General features: G+C 67.1%; 24 protein-coding genes. 11 read left to right on the forward strand and 13 right to left on the reverse strand.

The window, feature by feature from the left end; genetic code table 11:
• Positions 1–12 precede the first annotated feature (12 nt).
• A complete protein-coding gene (locus tag AR323_RS00775) occupies positions 13–924 on the reverse strand; it encodes an SPFH domain-containing protein (protein ID WP_057882041.1) in 912 nt (303 codons plus the stop codon).
• A 279-nt stretch (positions 925–1,203) separates the two neighbouring features.
• On the opposite strand from AR323_RS00775, the gene AR323_RS14275 reads away from it, so the two are divergent.
• From AR323_RS14275 to AR323_RS00785, 3 genes are all read left to right on the forward strand, one after another.
• Positions 1,204–1,380, forward strand: coding sequence for a YdcH family protein (locus AR323_RS14275; protein WP_083495175.1), 177 nt, complete (start codon positions 1,204–1,206; stop codon positions 1,378–1,380).
• Positions 1,381–1,457: 77 nt separating this feature from the next.
• Complete coding sequence (locus AR323_RS00780; RefSeq protein WP_057882042.1) at positions 1,458–2,504, forward strand: TerC family protein; 1,047 nt, start codon at positions 1,458–1,460, stop codon at positions 2,502–2,504.
• Positions 2,497–3,216, forward strand: coding sequence for a carbonic anhydrase (locus AR323_RS00785; RefSeq protein ID WP_057882043.1), 720 nt, complete (start codon positions 2,497–2,499; stop codon positions 3,214–3,216). The genes AR323_RS00780 and AR323_RS00785 overlap by 8 nt, the downstream gene beginning before the upstream one ends.
• A 6-nt stretch (positions 3,217–3,222) precedes the next feature.
• On the opposite strand, the gene recQ is transcribed toward AR323_RS00785, so the two are convergent.
• Positions 3,223–5,025: a DNA helicase RecQ gene (gene recQ / locus AR323_RS00790; RefSeq protein WP_057882044.1), complete on the reverse strand. Its 1,803-nt coding sequence runs from the start codon at positions 5,023–5,025 to the stop codon at positions 3,223–3,225.
• A gap of 123 nt (positions 5,026–5,148) precedes the next feature.
• Here recQ and AR323_RS00795 point away from each other — a divergent pair, with 123 nt between their 5' ends.
• From AR323_RS00795 to AR323_RS00815, 5 genes are all read left to right on the forward strand, one after another.
• The gene (locus AR323_RS00795) at positions 5,149–5,454 is read left to right on the forward strand and encodes a hypothetical protein (protein ID WP_057882045.1); all 306 of its coding nucleotides are present in this window, start codon (positions 5,149–5,151) and stop codon (positions 5,452–5,454) included.
• A 94-nt stretch (positions 5,455–5,548) separates the two neighbouring features.
• Positions 5,549–5,758 carry a hypothetical protein gene (locus tag AR323_RS00800; RefSeq protein WP_057882046.1) on the forward strand — a complete coding sequence of 70 codons (210 nt, stop codon included), beginning with the start codon at positions 5,549–5,551 and terminating at the stop codon, positions 5,756–5,758.
• Between the two features lie 5 nt (positions 5,759–5,763).
• Positions 5,764–6,924, forward strand: a complete 1,161-nt coding sequence (locus AR323_RS00805; RefSeq protein WP_123321887.1) for an acyl-CoA dehydrogenase family protein — start codon at positions 5,764–5,766, stop codon at positions 6,922–6,924.
• Positions 6,925–8,169: a CoA transferase gene (locus AR323_RS00810; RefSeq protein ID WP_057882048.1), complete on the forward strand. Its 1,245-nt coding sequence runs from the start codon at positions 6,925–6,927 to the stop codon at positions 8,167–8,169.
• On the forward strand, positions 8,166–9,395 hold the full coding sequence (locus AR323_RS00815) for an acetyl-CoA C-acetyltransferase (protein WP_057882049.1): 1,230 nt from the start codon (positions 8,166–8,168) through the stop codon (positions 9,393–9,395). Before AR323_RS00810 ends, AR323_RS00815 begins: the two co-directional genes overlap by 4 nt.
• A gap of 9 nt (positions 9,396–9,404) precedes the next feature.
• On the opposite strand, the gene ppk2 is transcribed toward AR323_RS00815, so the two are convergent.
• Entirely contained in the window at positions 9,405–10,184 is a 780-nt protein-coding gene (gene ppk2, locus AR323_RS00820; RefSeq protein WP_057882050.1) for a polyphosphate kinase 2, read from the reverse strand.
• 59 nt (positions 10,185–10,243) lie between these two features.
• Here ppk2 and phhA point away from each other — a divergent pair, with 59 nt between their 5' ends.
• Positions 10,244–11,182: a phenylalanine 4-monooxygenase gene (gene phhA / locus AR323_RS00825; protein WP_057882051.1), complete on the forward strand. Its 939-nt coding sequence runs from the start codon at positions 10,244–10,246 to the stop codon at positions 11,180–11,182.
• A 64-nt stretch (positions 11,183–11,246) separates the two neighbouring features.
• Here the strand turns inward: phhA and AR323_RS00830 are convergent, their stop codons facing one another.
• The 5 genes from AR323_RS00830 to AR323_RS00850 form a co-directional block, all read right to left on the reverse strand.
• On the reverse strand, positions 11,247–11,516 hold the full coding sequence (locus AR323_RS00830) for a hypothetical protein (RefSeq protein ID WP_057882052.1): 270 nt from the start codon (positions 11,514–11,516) through the stop codon (positions 11,247–11,249).
• Positions 11,517–11,608: 92 nt separating this feature from the next.
• A complete protein-coding gene (locus AR323_RS00835) occupies positions 11,609–11,863 on the reverse strand; it encodes a hypothetical protein (RefSeq protein ID WP_057882053.1) in 255 nt (84 codons plus the stop codon).
• 87 nt (positions 11,864–11,950) lie between these two features.
• Positions 11,951–12,760: an undecaprenyl-diphosphate phosphatase gene (locus AR323_RS00840; protein ID WP_057882054.1), complete on the reverse strand. Its 810-nt coding sequence runs from the start codon at positions 12,758–12,760 to the stop codon at positions 11,951–11,953.
• Positions 12,761–12,834: 74 nt separating this feature from the next.
• Positions 12,835–14,982, reverse strand: a complete 2,148-nt coding sequence (locus AR323_RS00845; RefSeq protein ID WP_057882055.1) for a M13 family metallopeptidase — start codon at positions 14,980–14,982, stop codon at positions 12,835–12,837.
• Positions 14,983–15,133: 151 nt separating this feature from the next.
• Positions 15,134–16,966 (reverse strand): ABC transporter transmembrane domain-containing protein, encoded by a 1,833-nt coding sequence (locus AR323_RS00850; protein ID WP_057882056.1) that lies wholly within the window; start codon positions 16,964–16,966, stop codon positions 15,134–15,136.
• A 154-nt stretch (positions 16,967–17,120) separates the two neighbouring features.
• On the opposite strand from AR323_RS00850, the gene AR323_RS00855 reads away from it, so the two are divergent.
• A complete protein-coding gene (locus AR323_RS00855) occupies positions 17,121–18,365 on the forward strand; it encodes a polyhydroxyalkanoate depolymerase (protein ID WP_057882057.1) in 1,245 nt (414 codons plus the stop codon).
• Positions 18,366–18,375: 10 nt separating this feature from the next.
• On the opposite strand, the gene AR323_RS00860 is transcribed toward AR323_RS00855, so the two are convergent.
• From AR323_RS00860 to AR323_RS15235, 5 genes are all read right to left on the reverse strand, one after another.
• Complete coding sequence (locus tag AR323_RS00860; RefSeq protein WP_057882058.1) at positions 18,376–18,996, reverse strand: DUF4126 domain-containing protein; 621 nt, start codon at positions 18,994–18,996, stop codon at positions 18,376–18,378.
• A 132-nt stretch (positions 18,997–19,128) separates the two neighbouring features.
• Entirely contained in the window at positions 19,129–20,313 is a 1,185-nt protein-coding gene (locus tag AR323_RS00865; protein ID WP_057882059.1) for an acetyl-CoA C-acyltransferase, read from the reverse strand.
• Positions 20,314–20,365: 52 nt separating this feature from the next.
• Entirely contained in the window at positions 20,366–20,815 is a 450-nt protein-coding gene (locus tag AR323_RS00870; protein WP_057882060.1) for a MaoC family dehydratase, read from the reverse strand.
• Between the two features lie 61 nt (positions 20,816–20,876).
• A complete protein-coding gene (locus AR323_RS00875; protein WP_235510409.1) occupies positions 20,877–22,265 on the reverse strand; it encodes a DUF5935 domain-containing protein in 1,389 nt (462 codons plus the stop codon).
• A complete protein-coding gene (locus AR323_RS15235) occupies positions 22,262–22,387 on the reverse strand; it encodes a hypothetical protein (protein ID WP_268810490.1) in 126 nt (41 codons plus the stop codon). The genes AR323_RS00875 and AR323_RS15235 overlap by 4 nt, the downstream gene beginning before the upstream one ends.
• A 66-nt stretch (positions 22,388–22,453) precedes the next feature.
• Between AR323_RS15235 and AR323_RS00880 the strand changes: the two genes are divergently transcribed.
• The gene (locus tag AR323_RS00880) at positions 22,454–23,704 is read left to right on the forward strand and encodes a TIGR04063 family PEP-CTERM/XrtA system glycosyltransferase (protein ID WP_057882061.1); all 1,251 of its coding nucleotides are present in this window, start codon (positions 22,454–22,456) and stop codon (positions 23,702–23,704) included.
• The last annotated feature ends 13 nt before the right edge of the window (positions 23,705–23,717 follow it).

The following is a 23,717-nucleotide window of genomic DNA, read 5'->3' on the forward strand; positions in this document are numbered from 1 at the left end:
GCCGGGCCGTCCTTACTGGTACAGCGTTCCGGCGTTGACCACCGGCTGCGCCTCGCGCTCGCCGCACAGGACGACCATCAGGTTCGACACCATCGTCGCCTTGCGTTCGTCGTCGAGCTCGACGATCCCGTCCGCGCTCAGCTTCTGCAGCGCCATCTCGACCATGCTGACCGCGCCCATCACCAGCTTGGCCCGCGCGGCGATGACCGCCTCGGCCTGCTGGCGGCGGAGCATCGCCCCGGCGATTTCGGCGGCGTAGGCGAGGTGCGTGAGGCCGGCTTCGTCCACCACGATCCCGGCAACGTGCAGCCGCTCGTTGAGCTCGGTCTGCAGCTCGCCGTTGACCACGTCGGGACTGCCGCGCAGCGTCACTTCCTCTTCCTCGAGGTCGTCGTACGGGTGCCGCGCGCCGACGGTCCGCAGGCCCGCCTCGATCTGGATCTCGACGAACTGCTTGTAGTCGTCGACGTCGAACACGGCCTGCGCGGTATCGGCGACGCGCCAGACGACGTTGCAGGCGATGTCGATCGGGTTGCCCTTTAGGTCGTTGATCTTGACCCGGTCGGAATGAACATTGTGCGCGCGCGCCGACAGCTTCTTGCGCATCATCCACGGCCACACCCAGCGCAGGCCCTCGGTCCGGTCGGTGCCCTTGTACGCGCCGAACAGCGTGATGACCGCCGCCTGGTTGGGCTGGATCATGTAGAACCCGGCCATCGCAAGGACCGCCAGGAACAGGAGGATCAGCGCCCCCGCCACCTCGAACCCCGCAGGCTGGTTGGTATCGACGAGCCGGACGAACAGCACGAAACGCCACGCCGCCAGCGCGCTCAGCACCAGCGCCACCAGCAGCATCACGTAACCGTTGAACGTCTCCGCCGCGCGTTCGCGGCTGACATTCATCCCCTTGAGTTCCACCGTCATGACGAATCACCCCTTCGATATAATTGTGATATCGTTTTTATAGCAGCACGATTTTTTCGCAAGCGGGTTCTTGAAAGGCTGCTCGTCCGACCCATCTGGAAGGAGCGGACCGGGCCCCTCTGGCGCGGCGCTTCGCCCCAAGCGGGTTTTGCGCCGTGTGATGTCGGACCGCATCGGAAGTTGCCGATGCCGGGCCCGGGTCACGACCCCTCCCCCCAAAGTGCCCGCCGGCGTCGGCAATTCCGATCGAACTGCAACCTGTTCGATAGGGAGTACCATATGTCCGATCGGCTTTATCGCCTGATGGAACGCCACCAGAAACTCGACCGGCTGATCGCCGCCGCGCAGAAGCGCCGGCTGCCCGATCCGTTCGAGATACTGCGGCTCAAGAAGATCAAGCTCGCGGTGAAGGACCGCATCGCCCACGCCCTGCGGCGGCGATCCCCCGCGCACTGAACCTTTTCTCGAACTTGTCCCGCGGGGGTGCCTGGTCGGCGCCCCCGCCTCGTTCGCTCCAGTCGGAGTAAGATTTCATGGAATTCCTGTTCGCCGACTGGCTCGGCACGCCGGCCTGGTTCTGGCTGGCCTTCATCGGCATCGTCGCCGCACTGACCGCGTTCGACCTCGGGGTCCTCCACAAGGAAGATCGCGAGATGGGAATCGGCGAAAGCCTGAAGCTCAGCGCGTTCTACATTGCGGTGGCGCTCGCCTTTGGTGCGTGGATCTGGGCCGAGCGCGGCGCGCAATCCGGCATGGAATACTACACCGGGTTCTTCATCGAAAAGGCGCTGTCGATCGACAACGTCTTCGTGATCAGCCTGATCTTCACCTACTTCGCCATTCCCGCGAAATACCAGTACCGCGCCCTGTTGTGGGGTATCATCGCGGTGATCGTGCTGCGCGGCCTGATGATCGCGGGCGGCGCCGCGCTCGTCGCGGAAGCATACTGGGTGCTCTACATCTTCGCCGCGTTCCTCGTGTTCACCGGCCTGAAGATGTTCTTCGCCGGCGACCACGCGCCCGATATCGCGAACAATCCGGCGGTTAAGTGGATATCCCGCCACATGCGGGTCACGCCGCAGCTCCACGACCAGCACTTTTTCGTAAAGGTGCCCGACGACAAGACCGGCAAGCTGGTCACCGCGGCGACCCCGCTGTTCCTGGCGCTGGTGGTGATCAACCTGGCCGACCTCGTCTTCGCGGTGGACAGCGTCCCGGCGATCTTCGCGATCACGACCGACACCTTCATCGTCTACACCAGCAACATCATGGCCATCCTCGGCCTGCGTGCGCTCTACTTCGCGCTCGCGGCGATGGTGCACCGCTTCTACTACCTGAAGTACGCGCTCGCCGCCGTGCTGGTGTTCATCGGCGCCAAGATCTTCGTCGCCGACTTCGTGCTGGGCGGGGATAAGTTCCCGCCGCTGCTGAGCCTCGGCGTCACTGCCGCGCTGATCGCGGGCGGGGTCCTCTATTCGCTGTGGAAGACCCGCCACGGCGAGGATGCCGCGCCGCACCTGCCGGATCGACCGGCGCCCCAATCGACCATTGCAACCACAGGGAGTACTCACGATGCTTGATCTCGATCGTCGCCAGGTTCTCGGCTCAGCGGCAACCTTGGGCGCGGCGGCTTCGCTGGCGACAGTGGCAGCGGCACCGGCTTCGGCCGCCGCCACGCAAGGCGCTGGGTTGACTCCGGACCAGGCGCTGGCCCGCCTGCGCGATGGCAACCGCCGCTTCGTCGAGGACACCTCGCCGCGTCCCGACATCACCACCAGCCGCCGCCTCGCGATCGCGCAGGGACAGACGCCGTTCGCGGCGCTGGTCGGTTGCGCGGACTCGCGCGTCGGCCCCGAGTACCTGTTCGGAACGGGACTTGGCGACCTGTTCATCGTGCGGACCGCCGGCAACTATGTCGACGATGCGGGCTTCGGCTCGCTCGCCTACGCGGTGGCCGAATTGAAGGTGCCGCTGATCGTCGTCCTCGGTCACGAGAAATGCGGCGCGGTCGCGGCGGCGAATGCGGTCGTGAACGATAACACCCAGTTGCCGCCCTCGCTTCTGCGGATGGTCCAGCCGATCCTTCCGGCATCCATCGATGCGCGGGCGCGGCGCGAGCCGGGCGAGGGCCTGCTCGATCGGGCGGTCCATCTCAACGTCAAGCGCGTGGCCGAAAGCCTGCGCGCCACATCCGACCCGCTGCTCGCAGCGCCGCTCGCGGCCAGAACGCTGCGGGTGGTGGGCGCATACTACGATCTGAAGACCGGGGCGGTGGACTTCTTCGACACCTGACCCGCGCTAACCGGCAAGAAGGGCGAGGAAGCGCGGGCCGTATGTCTCGAGCTTCTTCGCCCCCACGCCCGGCAGCGCGCCCAGCGCCGACAGCGTGGCGGGCCGGGCCGAGGCCATCTCGCGCAAGGTGGCGTCGTGGAACACCACGTAGGGCGGCACCCCTGCCTCGCGCGCGATCTCGCGGCGCAAGTCGCGCAGGGCTTCGAACAGCGGATCGCCGACCGGGTTGTCCGCATTGCCGCCGCGCCGTCCACGCGACCGCTCGCGCGCCGGCGGGACGCCGATCTCCACCTTCTGCCCGCCGGTGAGGATCGCCTTGGCATCGCCGCCCAGTTGCAGCCCGCCGTGCTCGGTCGCCACGAGCGCGCCGCGCGCCTGAAGCGCGCGGGCAAGCGGCTGGAGCAGCCGCGCGTCGTCCGCACCGACGATCCCGAACACGCTCAACCGGTCGTGGCCGCGCTGCACCACCCGTTCGTCGGAGCTGCCGGTCAGCACCTTCTGCAGGTGGCCGAAGCCGAAGCTTTGCCCGGTGCGATAGGCGGCGCTGAGGAGTTTCTGCGCCAGTTCGGTCGCGTCGGTCACGCCCGGCGCTTCGATGCAGTTGTCGCAATTCCCGCAGCTTGCCGGCGGGTCCTCCCCGAAATGCCGTAGCAGGACCGCGCGGCGACATCCGGCGGTCTCCACGAGGCCGGCCAGCGCATCGAGCCGGGTGCGTTCCGATGCGCGCCGTTCCTCCGGCACTTCGGCCAGTCGCTGGCGCCCGCGCGCGAAATCCTCGGCGCCCCACAGCATGACTGCCTGTGCCGGGTCCCCGTCGCGCCCGGCCCGGCCCGTTTCCTGGTAGTAAGCCTCGATCGACTTGGGCACGCCAGCATGCGCGACGAACCGCACGTCGGGCTTGTCGATGCCCATGCCGAAGGCGATCGTGGCCACGATCACCATATCCTCGCTCTCGACGAACGCCGCCTGGTTGCCCGCGCGCATCGCCGGGTCGAGCCCGGCGTGATAGGGTCGTACCTCGCGTCCGGTCGCCGCGCCGAGCTTGTCGGCGATCTGCTCCACCTTGGCCCGCGTCTGCGCATAAACGATGCCCGGCCCCGGCTGGCTGCGCATCAGGTCCGCGATCTGGCGCACCGCGTTATCGCGGTGGCGGATGGCATAGCGGATGTTGGGCCGGTCGAACCCGGCAACGATCAGGCCATCGTCCGGGATGCCGAGCTGGGCCAGCACGTCGGCCCGGGTATGCGCGTCCGCCGTCGCGGTGAGCGCCAGCCGGGGAACGTGCGGAAAGGCATCCATCAACGGGCGGAGCTGGCGATAGTCGGGGCGGAAGTCGTGCCCCCATTCGCTGACGCAGTGCGCCTCGTCGATCGCGAACAGCGCCAGCCGCGCGGACGAGAGCAGGTCGCGAAAGCCCGGCTGGCTCGCCCGCTCGGGCGCGACATACAAGAGGTCGAGCGCACCGCTGCGGAACGCCTCGATCGTCTCGCGCCAGTCGGAATCGGCGCTGGTCAGGGTGGCGGCCGCGATGCCGTTGGCGCGGGCGGCGCGAAGCTGGTCGTGCATCAGCGCGATCAGCGGGCTCACGACCACGCAGGTCCCCGACAGCATCGTCGCGGGAAGCTGGTAGGTCAGCGACTTGCCCGCTCCGGTCGGCATGACCGCCAGCGTCGATTCGCCCGCCAGCACGCGGGCGATCACCTGCGACTGGGAGCCGCGAAAATCGTCGAATCCGAATACCTCGCGCAGGCGCACCCGGGCCTCGTCGAGCCCATATGCGTGACCGGGGGAAGCTGCGACCGTCGCCATGCGGGCGCCTTGGCATAGGGCGGCGGGCAAAGGAAATGCGCCGGTTGTGGACAGAGACGATTGCGGCGCGAATGTGGCACGGGTAAGAACACGCCCAGACACTGTCCAACGGAGACTACCCCCATGAAGAAGATTGCCCTCGTCGCCGCCCTTCCCGTCGCGCTCGCGCTTTCGGCTTGCGGCAACACCGATGACGCTTCGGCTGCTGCCGAGGCCGACACCGTCGAAATGCCCGCCGACGAAGCGATGGCCGACGTGACCGAGATGCCCGCCGCCGACGCAAGCGCGAATGCCGCCGCCGATGCCGCCGCCGAACCGACCGAGACCGTCGAGGCGACCGCCGAGGAAGCCGGCGCGAATGCCGCCGACGTTGCCGCCCGCGCACAGGAAGCCGCTGCGGCTGCCGAAGCGGCTGCCACCACCGAATAAGGCCGACGCTGCCTCAGGGCGCAATGAAAGGCGGGCGGATCGCATGGGCGATTCGCCCGCTTTCTCTTTTTCGTGGGCAAGGTATGGCAGGGCCATGCGCATCACGGCCCTGCTCCTGCCATTCGCCTTTCTCGCCCTCGCCGCCTGCGGTCCTGCCGACAGCGATCCCGGCCCCGGCGGCGTGACCGTCAGCGAGGCCAAGGCGCTCGACGAAGCCGCCGCGATGCTGGACGAACGGCTCGAGGCAGCCGAGGCGGGCAAAGCCGAAGCGGTCGCCACGCCATCCGAGGGAGAGGAAGAATGAGCGGTATGGACCCCGAATTGTTCGAACAGTTCATCGACCAGCTCGAACGTTATGTGCGCGAGCGGCTGATCCCTGCCGAGCGCGAGGTGATCGCGAACGACCGAATCCCGGACGCCATCGTGCAGGAAATGCGCGACATGGGCCTGTTCGGCCTGACCGTGCCCGAGGAATACGGCGGCGCGGGCCTCAGCACCTCGCAATATGCGCGCGTGGTGAAAGCGATGGCCTACGCCGCGCCGGCCTTCCGCTCGATCTTCTCGATCAACGTCGGGATGTTCAACTCCGCGATCAAGAACGGCGGCACCGATGCGCAGAAGGCCGAGTGGTGGCCACGCATCGCCGCGGGCGAGATCGCCTGCTTCGGCCTGACCGAGCCGGGATCGGGCAGCGACAGCGCGGCGATGGCGACGACCGCGAAACCCGACCCGTCGGGCAACGGCTGGATCCTCAACGGCACCAAGCGCTACATCACCAACGCGCCGCACGCCTCGGTCGGCCTGATCATGGCCCGCACCGAAAAGGACAACCTGCCCAAGAACGCGCACGTATCCGCCTTCATCGTTCCCATGGACACGCCCGGCGTGACCGTCGGCAGCCCCGACCACAAGATGGGCCAGTCGGGCAGCCACATCGCCGACGTCATCCTGGAAGACGTCCACGTCCCCGGCGAGGCACTGCTGGGCGGCGAGACCGGCAAGGGCTTCGTGTTCGCGATGAAGAGCCTCGACAACGGTCGCATCTCGGTCGGCGCGGCATCGACCGGCTACGCCCGCCGCGCGCTCGACAGCGCGCTGCGCTATGCCACCGAGCGCAAGGCTTTCGGCGAGCCGATCGCCAACTTCCAGCTGATCCAGCAGATGCTCGCCGAGAGCGAGACCGAGATCTACGCCGCCGAATGCATGATGGCCGACGTTACCGCGCGCGCCGACGCGGGCGAGAACATCCTGCGCAAGGCCGCTGCGTTCAAGGTCTTCGCGTCCGAAATGTGCGGCCGGGTGGTCGACCGGGTGGTGCAGATCTACGGCGGCGCGGGCTATTTGGCCGAATACGACGCCGAGCGATTCTTCCGCGATGCGCGCATCTACCGGATCTACGAAGGCACCACGCAGATTCTGCAACTGCAGATCGCCAAGCACATGCTGCGCGATTTTCAGGCGCAGGCGTAGATGTACCGACTCCTCTCCGACGTCTCGATCGTCGAGGTTTCCAGCTTCGTCGCGTCGCCGACCGCCGGGCTCTATTGCGCGCAGATGGGGGCGGAGGTCGTCCGGGTCGACCAGATCGGCGGCGGGCTGGATTACGATCGCTACATGCTCACCGCCGAAGGGCGCAGCCTCGCCTGGGAGAACCTGAACCGCGCCAAGAAGTCGGTCGCGCTCGACCTCAAGTCGGCAGAGGGGCGCGAGCTGTGCGTCGAACTGGCGCGAGCGACCGGACAGCTAATCACCAACCTGCCGGAAAAGAGCTTTCTCAGCCACGCAGCGGTCATCGAAGGGCGGCCCGACATGGTCAGCGTGCGGATCATGGGCTGGCACGACGGGCGCCAGGCGATGGATTTCACCGTCAATGCCGCCAGTGGTTATCCGCTGATGACCGGACCCGAAGACTGGGACGCCGCAAGCGCCCCCCCGGTCAACCAGGTGCTGCCCGCGTGGGATTTCATCACCGGCGCCTATTGCGCGTTCGCGCTGATGGCCGCGCTCCACCACCGCGCGGCGACCGGAAAGGGCAGCGAAGTTCGCGTGCCGCTGGGCGACGTGATGATGGGTACCGTCGCCAATTCGGGCGCGATGGCCGAAATGCTCTATCGCGGGGCGGATCGGCCGCGACTGGGCAACGCGATCTGGGGCGCGCTGGGGCGCGACTTCACCAGCCGCGACGGCAAGCGGTTCATGGTCGCGGTGCTAACGCCAAACCAGTGGAACGCCATGATCGCGGCGCTCGAGATCGCCGAGCCGGTTGCCGCGCTCGAGGCGGAGACCGGCGTGGAGTTCGCCCGGTCCGACCACAACCGCTTCGTTCACCGCGAGGCATTGTTCGCCATCGTCCAGCACGCTGCCAGCCGGTTCGACTATGCCGACCTGTCCGCCCGCCTCGGCAAGGCGGGCGCGACGTTCGAACGATACCGCACGATGCACGAAGCCGCGAGCGATCCCGCGCTGGTGGCGGACAATCCGCTATTCGGCCCTTCTCCCGCCAACCCGAGCGGCTTTGCCTACCCCGCCGCGCGTTCGCTCGCCAACCTGGGCGGACAGCCAGCCGGAGACCCTCGCCCCGCGCCGTACCTGGGCCAGCACAGCGAAGAAGTGCTGGCCGAGCGACTGGGCCTGGCGTCCGGCGCAATCGGCGACCTGATCGATCGCGGCGTGGTCGCACGAAGCGACAAGAACGAACCGAGGAAAAAGCCATGACCAAGCGCCGCGCCGCCATCGTCAGCCCCCTGCGCACGCCGGTGGGCCGGTTCCAGGGTACCCTGGCCCCGCTGAACGCGGGCCAGCTTGGCGCGGCGATCCTCAAGGCGCTGGTGGAGCGCAGCGGAATCGATCCCGCGCGGGTCGACGATGTCGTGTTCAGCCAAGGCTACGGCAACGGCGAAGCGCCCGCGATCGGGCGCTGGAGCTGGCTTGCCGCCGGACTGCCGCTGGAGGTGCCGGGCTACCAGCTAGACCGGCGCTGCGGTTCGGGCCTGCAGGCGGTGGTCAATGCCGCGATGATGATCGAGAGCGGTCATGCCGACGTCGTCGTCGCGGGCGGATGCGAGAGCATGTCCAACGTCGAGCATTACACCACCGCGCTGCGCGGCGGGGTGAAGGCGGGCAACCTCGAGCTTTGGGACCGACTGACGCGCGGCCGCCTGATGAGCCAGCCGGTCGAACGGTTCGGCGTGATCAGCGGGATGATCGAAACGGCAGAGAACCTGGCAAAGGATTACGGCATCTCGCGCGATGAAGCCGACGCCTTTGCCGTCCGCAGCCACCGGAACGCCGCCGCCGCTTGGGAGGCGGGCAAGTTCGACGCGCAGCTCGTGCCCATAGATGTGCCCCAGAGGAAGGGCGATCCGATCGTGTTCGACCGCGACGAGGGTTTCCGCGCCGACGCCTCGATGGAATCGCTCGGCAAGCTGCGCGCGATCGAGGCGAAGTCGAACCCCGACGCGGTCGTGACCGCCGGCAACGCCAGCCAGCAGAACGATGCCGCGGCCGCCTGCCTGGTGGTGGCGGAGGACAGGCTCGAGGAGCTGGGACTCGAGCCGATGCTGTGGTTCTCGGGCTATGCGGCGGCCGGCTGCGACCCGAGCCGCATGGGCATCGGTCCGGTTCCCGCGGTGGAGCGCCTGTTCGCCCGCACCGGCATGGGCTGGGACGACATCGAGATGGTCGAACTGAACGAGGCATTCGCCCCGCAGGTGCTCGCCGTGCTCAAGGGCTGGGGCTGGTCGAACGACGATTCGCGCCTGGACCTCCTCAACGTCAACGGATCGGGCATCAGCCTGGGCCACCCGATCGGCGCCACGGGTGGGCGCATCCTGGCCGACATGGCGCACGAGATGCATCGCCGGAGCGCGCGGTACGGCCTCGAAACGATGTGCATCGGCGGCGGACAGGGCATCGCCGCGATCTTCGAGCGGGCGGCCTGATCGGCGGATCTAGTCCACCGGGTAGTCGGCGATCGGCTTCAACACGCCGTACTTCTCCTTGCGAAGCTTTCCGGCAAGCGGCGGAAAGTCGAGCTGTTCCGGTTCGACCGAGGTGTCGGGCAGCCGGTCGAGCAGGTCGCGGATCAGCGTCAGCCGACCGCGTTTCTGGTCGTTGAAATCGACCAGCGTCCACGGCGCATGATCGCTGTGGGTCGCGGCCAGCATCGCTTCGCGGGCGCGCGTGTATGCATCGTAGTGCTGCCGGGCGGCGAGATCGATCGGCGAGAGTTTCCAGCGCTTGAGCGGATCGTCGAGCCGTTCCTTCAGCCGCTCCTCCTGCTTGTCCTGATCGGTCGTCAGCCAGTACTTGAACAGCAGGATTCCGCTGTCGACGAGCAGGCGTTCGAACCGGGGCGCATCGTGCAGGAATGCCGTGACCTGATCTTCGGTTGCGAAGCCCATCACCTTTTCCACCCCTGCGCGGTTGTACCAGCTGCGGTCGAACAGCACGATCTCTCCGGCAGAAGGAAGGTGCGCGGCGTAGCGCTGGAAATACCACTGGCCCGCTTCGGCCTCGGTCGGCTTTGGCAGCGCGACCACCCGGCACTGGCGCGGATTGAGCGGACCGGACAGCGCGCGGATCGCCCCGCCCTTGCCCGCCGTGTCGCGGCCCTCGAGCAGCACGACGATCCGTGCGCCTGTGGCCGCGACCCAGTGCGCCATCGACACAAGTTCCAGTTCCAGCGGTTCGTACAGCTTGGCGAACTGCTTCGACTTGAGATCACCCATTCCCCGTGTCCTCCGTTTGCCCGCAACCGCGCCGGGTGCTAGACGTTTCAGCTGAAACCATGGCCACACTCGCACAATCCGAAACCGACTTTACCACGCTTCCGGCGCTGCCGCGCGAGGTGTTCACCGCGCCGCTGAAAAAGCCCGACTATGTCGGCGACGACTGGCTGGAGCCCAGGCAGGCCGACTATTCCTCGGAAGACGATGCGATCTGGAACGATCTGTTCGCGCGCCAGATGGACGTGCTGCCCGGCCGGGCCGCATCGGCATTCATGGCCGGGCTGCAGAAGCTCAACCTCAATCGCGGAGGCGTGCCCGAATTCGGCAAGCTGTCCGAGGACCTCTCGGCACTGACGGGGTGGAGCGTCGTGCCCGTGCCGATGCTGATCCCCGATCACGTGTTCTTCTGGCACCTGGCCAACCGGCGATTCCCCGCGGGCAACTTCATCCGCACGCGCGAGACGTTCGACTACATCCAGGAACCCGACGTCTTCCACGACGTGTTCGGCCACGTGCCTATGCTGACCGATCCGGTCTATGCCGACTACATGCAGGAATACGGGCGCGCCGGGTGGAAGGCGATGCGTTACAACCGGTTGAAGGCACTGGGCGCGCTCTACTGGTACACGGTGGAATTCGGGCTGATCGAGGAAGCGGGCGCGATCAAGGCCTATGGTGCGGGCATTCTGTCGGGCCCGACCGAAGTGATCTATGCCACCGAGGCGCAAAGCCCCAACCGCATCATGCTGAACGTCGACCGCGTCATGCGAACCGACTACGTGATCGACGACCTGCAGCCGACATATTTCGTGATCGAGAGTTTCGAGGACCTCTATCGCCAGACGGTGGAGCGCGACTTCGACCGGCTCTATCGATCGCTCTCGCCCGGTTTCACATTCGCGAACAGCGCGGTGATCGACCTCGACAACGTGGTGCATCGCGGCACGCAGGAGTACCTGCTGCGCGGCGGACGCGGCAGCGGCGCGACGCCGATATAGGATAGATACGAAAACGGCTCCGGATTTCTCCGGAGCCGCCTTGCGTAATCGGTCTTGCGAACGATCAGGTCGGGTCGGTGGTGGTGCCGGCGGCCTGGTCGGCAGCTTCGCCGGTCTCTTCCATGGCGTCAGCCTTGTCTTCGGCGGCGTCCGTCATCGCGTCGGCTTCGGCGTCGGTGATGGCACCGGCGTCTTCCATGGCTTCAGCTTCTTCGTTCACGACTTCGGCAGCCTGCTCGCCCGAATCTTCCATGGCGTTTTCCTGCGGGCCGTCACAAGCGGCGACGGTGAGGCCGAGGGCCAGCGCCGACGAAATGGCAATGATCTTCTTCATTTCAATCTTCCCCTTTTTGGATGGGGGGCCTGCATATCAAGGGTGGCCCCCGGTGGTAAGTCAAAAATGTGGCAAAAAATGTGGCAATCGATTCAGCGCGCTATCCGCATGCGCGCGGTGGCAAGCAATCCGAGTAGAAAGATCGCGCCGGCCACCCCCGCCAGGAGTGCGACCGGCGAAACGCCGACGAGCAGCGATTCCCGGCTTGCCAACGCGCCCGCTGCAATTGCTCCGATCGCTCCGACAGCCAGATGCTGCCCGACCGACCGCGCGTCGTCGCGATGCATGATTATCGAAGCGAGCCATGCAAGCACGGCCCCAACGGCAAAAAGAACGACGAAACCCACCAGATACTCTCGCGCATTACACGGATACTAGACCGCAAAAGCGCCGAATGACGGGAAGGTTCCGCTCGATGCGACGAACCGTTGGGCTCAGCGCATCGTCAGCCAGACTATCGCGGCCCCGCCGACGACGATCCGGTACCACGCGAATGGCGCGAAGCCGCGGCGCGACACGTAGGCGACGAACGCGCGGATTACGACCATCGCCACCAGGAACGCCGATCCGAACCCGGCGGCGATCTCCGCCCAGCCGATCGTCGTCTGTCCAGCGAGAAGGGCGGGGTCGTCGAGGATCTTGACCGTCGCGGCACCGAGCATGGTGGGGATCGCCAGGAAGAACGAGAATTCGGCCGCGGTCTTGCGCCCGACGCCCATCGCCAGCGCGCCGAGGATCGTCGCGCCCGAGCGGCTGGTGCCCGGGATCATCGCGAGGCACTGCGCCAAGCCGATCAGGAACGCGGTGCGCATGGTCAGTTCGGAAACGCCTTCGTCGGGGCGCGGCTCGATAGTGCGCTCGAGGACCAGCATGGCCACCCCGCCGACAACCAGCGCGACGGCGACGACCATCGGGCTGCCGAGCATCACGTCGATCGCGTCCTTGGCAAACAGGCCGATCACCGCGGCGGGGAGGAAACCGAGCAGGATATTGCGGACGAAGCGGATCGATTCGCCCTTGCCGCGCAGCAATCCGACGCCGGTGAACCAGAACAGGTTGCGATAGGTGACGATCACCGCGGTGATCGCGCCGAGCTGGATCACGATGTTGAACTGCGACCACTCGCCCGGATCGTAACCGAACAGTGCCTGCGCCAGGATCAGGTGGCCGGTCGAGGATACCGGCAGGAATTCGGTCAGCCCTTCGAGCATCCCGAGCAGAATGGCGGTGAGTATCAGGCTCATGGGCCGCGCCTCATGAAGCAAGGGCGGGGCAAGTCAAGCGACTGCCCCGCCCTCGCGGATGGTAACGGGCGCGATTACCAGATTTTGACGCGCTGTTCCGGCGGCAGGTAAAGCGCATCGTCGGGCGTCACGTTGAACGCCTTGTACCATTCGTCCATCTGGCGAACGACGCCGTTGGTGCGGTACTGCTCCGGGCTGTGCGGTCCGGTGACGAGGCGCTGGCGCAGCGCGGCTTCCCGGGTCTGCGCGCGCCATACCTGCGCCCAGGCGAGGAAGAAGCGCTGGTCGCCGGTCAGACCGTCGATCACCGGGGCCTCCTTGCCGTTCAGCGACAGGCGATAGGCGCGGTAGGCAAGGCTGAGCCCGCCGACGTCGCCGATGTTCTCGCCCAAGCTCAGCCGGCCGTTCACGCAGGTCTTGCCGTCGTCGAACGGGCAGAACGCGTTGTACTGTGCGACCAGCATGTCGCCCCGCTTGTCGAACGCGGCGCGGTCGGCGTCGGTCCACCAGTTGCGCAGCATGCCCGTGCCGTCGCTCTTGGAGCCCTGGTCGTCGAACCCGTGGCCCATTTCGTGGCCGATAACCGCGCCGATGCCGCCGTAGTTGACCGCCGGGTCGGCGGTCAGTCCGAAGAACGGCTGCTGCAGGATGCCCGCCGGGAACGCGATCTCGTTCTTGGTCGGATTGTAATAGGCGTTCACCGTCTGCGGCAGCATGCCCCATTCGGTCCGGTCGATCGGCCCGCCGAGTTGGCCGAGGCGATAGGCCCGGTTCCACTCGCTCGCAGCTATGCGATTGGCCAGCGGGGCGTTGGGGACGATTTCGAGACCTTCGTAGGTTTCCAGGTTGTCGCGGTAACCGATCTTCGGGTCGAACGCCTCGAGCTTGGCCATCGCCTCCTTCTTGGTTGCCGCGCTCATCCAGTCGTTTTCCTGCAGGCTGATCGCCATCGCCTTGCGCAGGTTGACCACCAGTTTCTCCATCGCCGCCTTGTTCTCGGCGGGGAAGTAGCGCGCGGCATAGGCGGCGCCCACGCGCTCGCCGATCAGCGATTCCGCTTCGCCGATGGCGCGCTTCCAGCGGGGCCGCTGCTGCGGCGTGCCATTGAGCACGGTGCCGCGGAATGCGAAGTTCGCCTCGTCGATGGCGGTCGAAAGGACTGCTGCGTTGCTGTCCATGAACGACTTCACGGTCCAGGCCTGCAGCACTTCGACCGGGGTCGCGCGCAGCAGCGCCATCATCGCGGGCGTGCCGCCGCCGATCTTGGCGACCGTCGCCTGGTCGAGGCCGAGTTCGCTTATACGCGCTTCGCCGGGCGGAAGATCGCCGACGATGAAACGGTCGGTCTTGTCGTAGCCCGAGGCGCTCAGATAGACGCCGAGCGGAAACGCCGGGTCGAGCGCCGCCAGTTCGGCGGGGCTCAGCGCATTGTACGTCAGGTCGCGATTGCGGCGGGTGGCGCGGTCCCAGGCCACGGTGCGGGCGATCTGGTCCTCGAAGGCATAGACCTTCTGCGCCATGCCGGCCGCATCGGCATAGCCCGCCTGGCCGAGGAGGAAGGCGAGGTATTCGCGGTACTTCGTCTGGATTTCGACGTCGCGCTCGCCGGTCTTGAGGTAGTTGTCGCGGTCCGGCAGGCCGAGCCCGCCCGCGCCGAAGGCGACCGAATAGCGGGTCGGCTCCTTGGCATCGACGGTCACCCCGCCGCCCAGCGGCGACGGCATTCCGGGCTGGCCCCACACGGTGGCGAGTTCGCCCAGCGTGTCGGCGCCCTTGATCGTGTCGAGGTAAGGCTTGGCCGAAGCGAGGCCCGACGCGTCGATCGCGGACGTATCGAAATAGGCGTTGTACGCGGCGACGATGCGCGCCTCGTCGTTGGTCAGCGTCGCCGGGTCCTTGGCGACCAGCTCGTCGATGATCGTCTTGACGTCTGCGGTCGACTTCTCGTCGAGCAGGGTGAAGGCGCCGTAGCGGCTGAATTCGGGAGGCAGCGGGTTGGCGGCCAGCCACTTGCCGTTGGCGTAAGCGAAGAAGTCGTCGCCCGGATCGACGTTGGCATCGAGACCGGCGGGATCGAAGCCCCAGTCGCCGAACGACATGGTCGGCGTGGTCGTGGCGGCAGCCGGTGCGGCCGGAGCAGCGGGCGCATCCTGCGCCAGAACGGGCGAGGCTACGGCGAGCGCGATTGCGCTGGCGCCAACGGCGAAAAGCTTGCTGATCATATCTGTGTCCCTAAGCGTCCCCGCACGGGCGCGAACGGCCCGGCTTGTGTCGGTTACCGCACCCGCTTGCGCGGGGTGCGTCAACGCCGTTCGTCGACGGCTGTCTGCACTTGGTAGAACCTGTTGGATGAGAGCGCGCTGAACGCGGCGTTCAGGCTGCCTGGGTGGCCCCGAACTGGAGCTTGGCGAGGCGCGAATAGAGCCCGCCCCCGGCCGCGAGGACGCCGTGACTGCCCTGTTCGACGATGCGCCCTTCGTCCATCACCACGATCCGGTCGGCGGCGCGCACGGTGGCGAGGCGGTGCGCGATGACCAGCGTGGTGCGGTCCTTCATCAACCGGTCGAGCGCCTGCTGGACCAGTTGCTCGCTTTCCGCATCGAGCGCGCTCGTCGCCTCGTCGAGCAGCAGGATCGGCGCATCGCGCAGGATTGCCCGCGCGATCGCGACGCGCTGGCGCTGGCCGCCCGAAAGCTGGGTCCCGTTCTCGCCCAGGAACGTGTCGAGGCCTTGCGGCAGGTCGCGCAGGAACGCCTCGGCGTTGGCGGCGCGCGCCGCTTCCCAGATCTGCTCGTCGGTCGCGTCCCAGTTGCCGTAGCGCAGGTTGTCGCGCGCATTGGCGCTGAACAGCACGCCTTCCTGCGGGACGAGCGCGATGCGCCTGCGGATCTCGGCCGGATCCGCGCTCGTCAGCGGCACGCCGTCGAGGCGGACGGTGCCCGCCTGCGGATCGTAGAACCGTTCGGCCAGCTGGAATATCGTGCTCTTGCCCGCGCCCGACGGCCCGACGATCGCGACCGTCTCGCCCGGCTGGATCTCGAGAGTGAAGTCGCGCAGCGCAGGGCTTTCGAGCCGGGTGGGATAGCGGAAGCTGACGTTGCGGAAGCTCAGCGAACCGCGCGGCGGAACCGGCAGCGCCTCGGGGCGCGCGGGCGCGGCGATGGCGGGTTCTTCCTGCAGCAGCTCGGCCAGCCGGCTCGCGGCCCCTGCCCCCCGGAGCAGGTCGCCATAGACCTCGGTCAGCGCCCCGAACGCGCCTGCCACGAGGCCCGCGGTGATCACGAGCGCGGCGATCGTCCCTCCGGAAATCTCGCCGCTGGCGACGCCGACCGCGCCGCGCCACATCAGCATGACGATCGCGCCGAAGACGATCAGGATGATGATCGCCGTCATCGCCGCGCGGATGATGATCCGCCGACGCGCCGTGGCGAAACTCTGCTCGACCGCATCGCGAAAGCGCGCGCGCTCGCGCGCTTCCTGATTGAAGGCCTGGACGATCTTCATCGCGCCGAGCACCTCGGTCACCATGGCGCCGATGTCGGCCACCCGGTCCTGGCTGGTGCGCGACACGTTGCGCAGCCGCCGTCCGAACACCGCGATCGGGATGACGACCGCGGGGATGATCAGCACCATCCAGACGGTCAATTGCGGGACGAGGTAGAACAGATAGATCGTCCCGCCGACCGCCATCAGGATGTTGCGGAGCGCGACCGATACGGTGGTGCCGACGACCTGCTCGATCAGCGTCGTATCGCTGGTCATCCGGCTGGAAATTTCCTTGGGACTGTTCTCTTCGTAGAAGCCGGGCGCGAGGCGCAGCAAATTGTCCTGCACCCGTTCGCGGATATCGGCCACGACCCGCTCGCCCAGCCAGCTGACGAAATAGAACCGCATCGCCGTGCCGGCCGCCAGCACCACGACGACCGTCATCATGAGCTGAAAGGCGCGCTCGATCTGGTCGAGATCGCCGCCGGACGAGAATCCTTCGTCGATGATCAGCTTGAAATAGGCAGGGATCGCCAGCGTCGCCGCCGCGGTGATCGACAGCGCGATGAGCGCCAGCACCACCCGACCCGGATAGTTCAGCGCCTGGCGCCAGATCATCACCAGCGGGCGAATGCTCCGCGCCTTCGGCGGGCGCACTTCGTCCACCGGCTGGCTGATATCGTCGCTGTCGGCCGTCTCGCCGGGATTGCTCGCGTCCATCGGGGCGGGACATAAGGCGGGCCGCGTTGGAAATCCACCGCATCCGCGGATCGCGGGATCGGTCTTCCCCGATTGTGCGTTGCACAACGAAACGAATGCAGGCACGGTGCACTGCAACAAGCGCTCGGGAGAAGCGCCCAGCAGGGGAATACGGTTGCTTTACCACGCTTACGAACTGCAGCGCGCCTGGCTCACCGGAGTCAGCGCCTGGGCCTCGATCGGGTCCGAACTGATGGCCAATCCGCGCTTTCCGATGGGCTACATGGGCCTCGGCCCGATGGCTTCCAGCGCGCTCGAGGTGTTCGCCCACGCCACCCAGCCGCGCGGCAAGCCCACGTTCGGCATCGACGCTGTGACGGTGGACGGCCACCCGCGGGCGGTGACCGAGGCGATCGTCCTCAACCGGCCCTTCGGCGACTTGCGCCGGTTCACGCACGACGCGCTCGCGTCCGATGCGCCGAAAGTGCTGATCGTCGCGCCGATGAGCGGCCATTTCGCCACCCTGCTGCGCGGAACCGTGGAACGGATGGTCCAGGGGTGCGAGGTTTATATCACCGACTGGGCCGATGCGCGGCAGGTGCCGACGCGCGAAGGTCGCTTCGACCTCGACGACTACATCGACTACCTCGTCGATTACCTCGAATTCATCGGAGAAGGCACGCACGTCATCGCGGTGTGCCAGCCTTCGGTGCCCGCGCTGGCTGCGACTGCGGTGATGAACGCCGCACGGCATCCGGCGCGCCCGGCAACGCTGACCATGATGGGCGGACCGATCGACACCCGCTGTTCGCCCACGTCGGTCAACGACCTGGCGATGGAGCGCCCGATCGCGTGGTTCCGCCAGAACGTGATCGCCACCGTGCCGATGCAGTATCCCGGCGCCGGACGCCGGGTCTATCCGGGCTTCCTGCAGCTTGCGGGTTTCATGAGCATGAATCTCGGCAACCACCTCATGAGCCACTACGAGATGTTCAAGCATCTCACCGTCGGCGACGAGGCGAGCGCCGACGCGACCAAGGCGTTCTACGATGAATACCGCTCGGTCTGCGACATGACCGCCGAGTTCTATCTCCAGACGGTCGAGGAAGTGTTCCAGAAGCACTCGCTGCCCAACGGGACGTTCGTCCACCGGGGTAAGGCGGTCGATCTCGGCGCGATCCGCGATACCGCGATTCTCGCGATCGAGGGCGAGCGGGACGATATCTCGGGCATCGGCCAGACGAAGGCGGCGCTCGATCTCGCCACCGGATTGCCGAAAACGAAGAAGCAATACCTGCTTGCCGAGGGCGCCGGGCATTACGGCATCTTCAACGGCAGCCGCTGGCGCGACAAGATCGCGCCGGTCGTCGAAGGCTTCATCGAACGTCACGCGGCCCGCAAGCTCAGGGCCGCCGCCTAACGGTAGGCGGCTAGACCGGAGGCGGCGGGATTTCGGTCGCCGCCGGTTTGGGCCGCCCGAACAGGCTCAGGAAAACGCGGCGCGCCATCAGCAGCAGCACGACGGTCAGCGCAAGCAGGACCGCTGCGATCCCCGCCGCCGCATAGGGGTATTCGAACGCGGCCCACAGCAGGCCCGCCGACGCGACGTCCTCGACCGAAGAGACCGCGACGTTGCTGAACGGTTCGGGACTGGTATTGACCACCGCCCGCGCGCCGGCCTTGCCGCCGTGCGCCGCCAGGGCAGCGCCGCCGCCCAGGATGAATGCGACCGCCTGCGTCGCCGGATCGCCCGGATCGACGATCGCGAGCGCCAGCATCGCGCCGCCGACCGGACGCACGAACGTGTGCACCGCGTCCCACACGCTGTCGAACCAGGCGATCTTGTCGGCGAAGAACTCGGCGACCGCGGCGATGCCGGCGATCCCCATGACCCAGGGATTGGCCAGGACGTCGAGCGCGGCGAGATGTTCGGGAAGGGGCAACGCGCCGAGCCGCATCGCCATGCCGGTCGCGAAGATCGCGAGGTAGAGCCGCCAGCCCGCCAGCAGACTGACGCTTCCGGCAACGCCCAGGATTTCGATCAGACCCATCGTGCGCCCTCTCCTCCGGCTATCGACCGGAGGAGAGATTGCGCTTCATTTCAGGCGATGACAACCACGTCCGGCGGGGCACCCATCGCTCAGGGACCAGATCCGGCTTCAATTAGCTAAGCGGTAGGCCGTTCAGAATACCTCGAACAGGCCTGCCGCGCCCTGACCGCCGCCGATGCACATCGTGACGACGGCATACTTCACGCCGCGGCGCTTGCCTTCGATCAGCGCGTGGCCCGCGCAGCGCGCGCCGGTCATGCCGAACGGGTGTCCGATCGAGATCGAGCCGCCGTTGACGTTCAGCTTGTCGTTGTCGATGCCGAGCTGGTCGCGGCAATAGAGCACCTGCACCGCGAACGCCTCGTTCAGTTCCCACAGGCCGATGTCGTCCATCTTGAGGTCGAACGCCTTGAGCAGCTTGGGGATCGCGAAGACCGGGCCGATGCCCATCTCGTCGGGCTCGGTACCGGCCACCGCCATGCCGACATAGCGGCCCAGCGGCTCCAGCCCGCGCTTGGCGGCGACGCCGGCTTCCATGACCACGCAGGCCGAGGAACCGTCGGAAAGCTGGCTGGCGTTGCCGGCGGTGATCACGCCGCCTTCGCCCATCACCGGCTTGAGGCTCGCGAGACCTTCGAGCGTGGTGTCGGGACGGTTGCAATCGTCCTTGTCGGCGGTGACGTCCTTGTACGAGACTTCCTTGGTCTCCTTGTCGACCACGGCCATCGTCGCGTTGCAGGCAACGATCTCGTCGTCGAACTTGCCCGCGGCCTGCGCCGCGGCGGTTCGCTGCTGCGACTGGAGCGAGTATTCGTCCTGCGCTTCGCGGCTGATGTTATATCGCTTGGCGACGACTTCGGCGGTGCCGATCATCGGCATGTAGATGTGCGGGTGCATCTCGAGCAGCTCGCGGTCGGGTTCGACGAACATCTTGCCCGCACCGACGACCTTGGAAATCGATTCGAGGCCGCCCGCGACGCAGATGTCCATCCGGTCGATCACGACCTGCTTGGCTGCGGTCGCGATGCTCATCAGGCCGCTCGAGCACTGCCGGTCGATGGTCATGCCGGGGACCGTAACCGGAAGACTGGCACGAAGCGCGGCGAGCCGCGCGACGTTGCCTCCGGTCGAGCCCTGCTGGACCGCGCAGCCCATCAGCACGTCGTCGACTTCGGCGCCGTCGATCCCGGCCCGCTCGACCGCGGCCTTGATCGACCATGCGCCCAGCGTCGCGCCGGTGGTGTTGTTGAATGCGCCGCGCGCTGCCTTGGTCAGCGGGGTGCGGGCGGTGGAAACGATGACGGCGTCACGTGACATGATGAAATTCCTGAATTGCGTTGGGTTGATGCGGTCCCGGGGAGGGCGTCGATCAGACGAAGAACTGGCTCATCCACTCGGCGATCAGCGCGGGCTTGTCCTCGCCCTCGATCTCGATCGTGGTTTCCATAGTTTCCTGCCACTGTCCGGGGCGCTTCTCGACGAGTTCGAGCAGCTTGAAATGGCCGCGCACCCGCTTGCCGGAGCGGACGGGAGCGAGGAAGCGGACTTTGTTGCCGCCGTAGTTGACGCCCATCTTTACGCCTTCGGGGCGCGGGCAATCGGACTTGGCGCGCATCATCGGGATCAACGACAGGGTCAGGAAGCCGTGGGCGATGGTGCCGCCGAACGGCGTCATCTTGGCCGCTTCCTCGTTGACGTGGATGAACTGGTGATCGCCGGTCGCATCGGCGAACTGGTTGATGCGTTCCTGGGTCACCTCGACCCACTCGCTGGTGCCGATCGTCTCGCCGACCTTGGCCTGCAGTTCCTGCGGGGTCATGCGCCTCTCCTTTGGCTTGCCGTTAACGTAAAGCAGCCAGCCTCATGGCGCATGTGGAGCCTCAGCGCAACGGCGCAACCGGTGCCGTTACGGCATCCCCTGCACGAGGTGGGGCCAAATGTCGGCGCGGGCGCTTGCGGCTGACCGAATCGGCGTTGCGGCACCAGCTCCACAGCGCGCACTGCACGCCGACGAGCGTCAGGATGAACGGCTGGTACGCGATTCCCTGGAACAGCGATCCGACGAGGTAGATGACCTGCGCGAACTGCAGCGCCATCGCGAGCGGCGCCTGCCACTGCTGCCCCGCACCCGCGCGGTCCTTCCAGCGGCGGCGGATGCGCTCCATGTGCCACAGGCCCAGCGCGTGGATCCACAGCCACAGCAGCAACCCGGGCCAGCCCTGCTCGCCCAGCATCTCGAAGATCGCCGAGTGATAGGCGCGGGCCTGGTCGGTGTGATCCTGATAGGTGACCGACCGGGTGTTGCCTTCCCCGGTGCGGATTGGAACCTTGTAGGCGAATTCGTTGCCGCGATAGGCATCGAAGCCGCCGCCCATCGGATGGCTGTTCGCGTAATCGATCGTCCATTCCCACACCGCGACGCGGGTGGAGGCGGAGGTATCCTCCTCGTGGCTTTCGAGCGTGGCCATCCGTTCGTACCAGGTCTGCGGCAGGAACGGCAGCGCGACGAGGCCGAGCGCGCCGGCCGCCGCGATATAGACGAACCGCCGCTTCACTTCGCGCAGCATCAGCACGCCGAGCACCGCGATGCACAGCAGGCCGGTGCGCGCCTCGGTCCCGACCGGAATCAGCAGGCACGCGAAGATCAGTGCATAGCCGAAGGTCTTCACCCGCCAGTCGGGCGCGAACACCGTGCCGTGCCGCATGGCCCACAGGATCAGCGGGATGATCGCGATCGCCACGGTCGACAGCGTCGAGCTTTCGTACATCCCCGTGTTCGTGTTCACGAGCAGGTAGAGCGTGCCGTAGCCGCCACCGCCGGTTGCGGTCTTTATCCCGCCGCCGATGATGATCGCGCTGGCGGTCAGCACCATCGTCAGCACCGTGGCCTCGATCCGCAGCCGCGTGGTCAGCGTCAGCGGCAGGAAGATCGCGAACACCATCGCCTTCCACACCCAGTCCCACTTGGCCGCCGCTTCCACCGGGAAGTCGGCATTGGCAGTCGTGATCGCGCACCAGACCAGCAGGATCGTCATCAGCCACTGGCGAAAGCCGAACGTCGCGCCGCGCTTGGGATCGGCCAGCAGCCATCCAGCGAAAGCCGCGCAGAACGCGATCAGCGATACGGGCAGCGATGCCACGATCCGCCAGCCGATGTCCTGCGGGCTCAGCGTGTCGATGTAGATATAGGCCAGCACCCACACGAACGGACGGCGCAGGCCGAGCAGCATGACGACCGCGATGAACAGGAACAGCGCGGCGTCGGTCACGCCGGATCGTCCTGCGATTCGGCGCGCGGGGGATCGGTATCGAGATCGTCACGGCCCATCAGCCGCAGAACCATCAGCAGCAACAGGCCATGCGACAGCGCCAGGGCGAACAGGTCGATCATCGGTCCCAGCGCGCCTACACCCCGGCGGTTGACGCGCCGTTAAGCCTGTCGTGCGACAACCTCTGCATGACCCGCGTGCTCCACGTCCTCGACCATTCGCTGCCGCTCCACAGTGGTTACACGTTCCGCACCCGCGCGATCATGGCCGCGCAGTCGGCTTCGGGACTCGACGTGCGCGGCATCACCGGGTTGCGGCACACTGCTACCGGAATCGAGGACGGCGGCCCGGTGGCCGAAGTCGCCGAAGGTCTGCTGTTTCACCGCACCGACGGCGGGGCGGCGAGCGGCCCGGCGGGAATGCGCGAGTGGCGCGAAATCGGCCGACTGTCGGACGCGATCGCCGGGCTGGCGCGCGAGTGGCGGCCCGACGTTCTCCATGCGCACTCACCGGCGCTGTGCGGGCTCGCCGCGGTCCGCGCCGGCAAGGCGCTCGGCATCCCGGTGGTCTACGAGATCCGCGCCTTCTGGGAGGATGCGGCGGTCGGCAACGGCACGGGCAGGGCCGGATCGGTCAGGTATCGCCTGACCCGCGCGCTCGAGGACCGGGTCGTCGCAGATGCAGACGCGGTCTTCACCATCTGCCACGGCCTGCGGGACGACCTGATCGCGCGCGGCCATCCGGCCGGCAAGATCGGGCTTTCGCCCAACGGCGTGGACCTGGCGATGTTCGGCGACCCGCCACCGCGCGACGATGCCCTCGCCAGCCAGCTCGGCGTCGAACCCGGCGATCCGGTGGTCGGCTTCATCGGGAGCTTCTACGATTACGAAGGCCTCGACATCCTGATCGATGCGATGCCGCTCCTGCGCGAAAGGCATCCGGGCGCGCGCCTGTTGCTGGTCGGCGGCGGACCGATGGATGCGGCGCTGCGGACGCAGGCCGCCGCTTCGCCCGCCAGCGCGGCGATCCATTTCACCGGACGCGTGCCGCACGGCGAAGTCGAACGCTACTATTCGCTCGTCGATGTCCAGGCCTATCCGCGCAAGGCGAGCCGTCTGACCGAACTCGTGACTCCGCTCAAACCGCTCGAGGCGATGGCCCAGGGTTGCCTGGTCGCCGCAAGCGACGTCGGCGGCCACCGCGAGCTCATGGTCGACGGCGAGACCGGCGTGCTGTTTCCGCCCGACGATGCCGAGGCCTGCGCCGATGCGCTCGCGGCGCTGCTAGACGCGCGCCATGCGTGGCCCGCCCTGCGCGAACGCGCCCGCAGCCACGTTCGCGACCGGCACGACTGGGCGCGCAATATTCGTCGTTATCAGGACGTTTACCAACTGCTGCTAACTCGACGGGCTGACGGGAAGCTGTCGGCCGCCGCGTGAGGCACGGGCCGGC

Origin of the sequence: Tsuneonella troitsensis (genome assembly GCF_001441535.1) — a bacterium.
In the GTDB taxonomy this organism is placed as follows: domain Bacteria; phylum Pseudomonadota; class Alphaproteobacteria; order Sphingomonadales; family Sphingomonadaceae; genus Tsuneonella; species Tsuneonella troitsensis.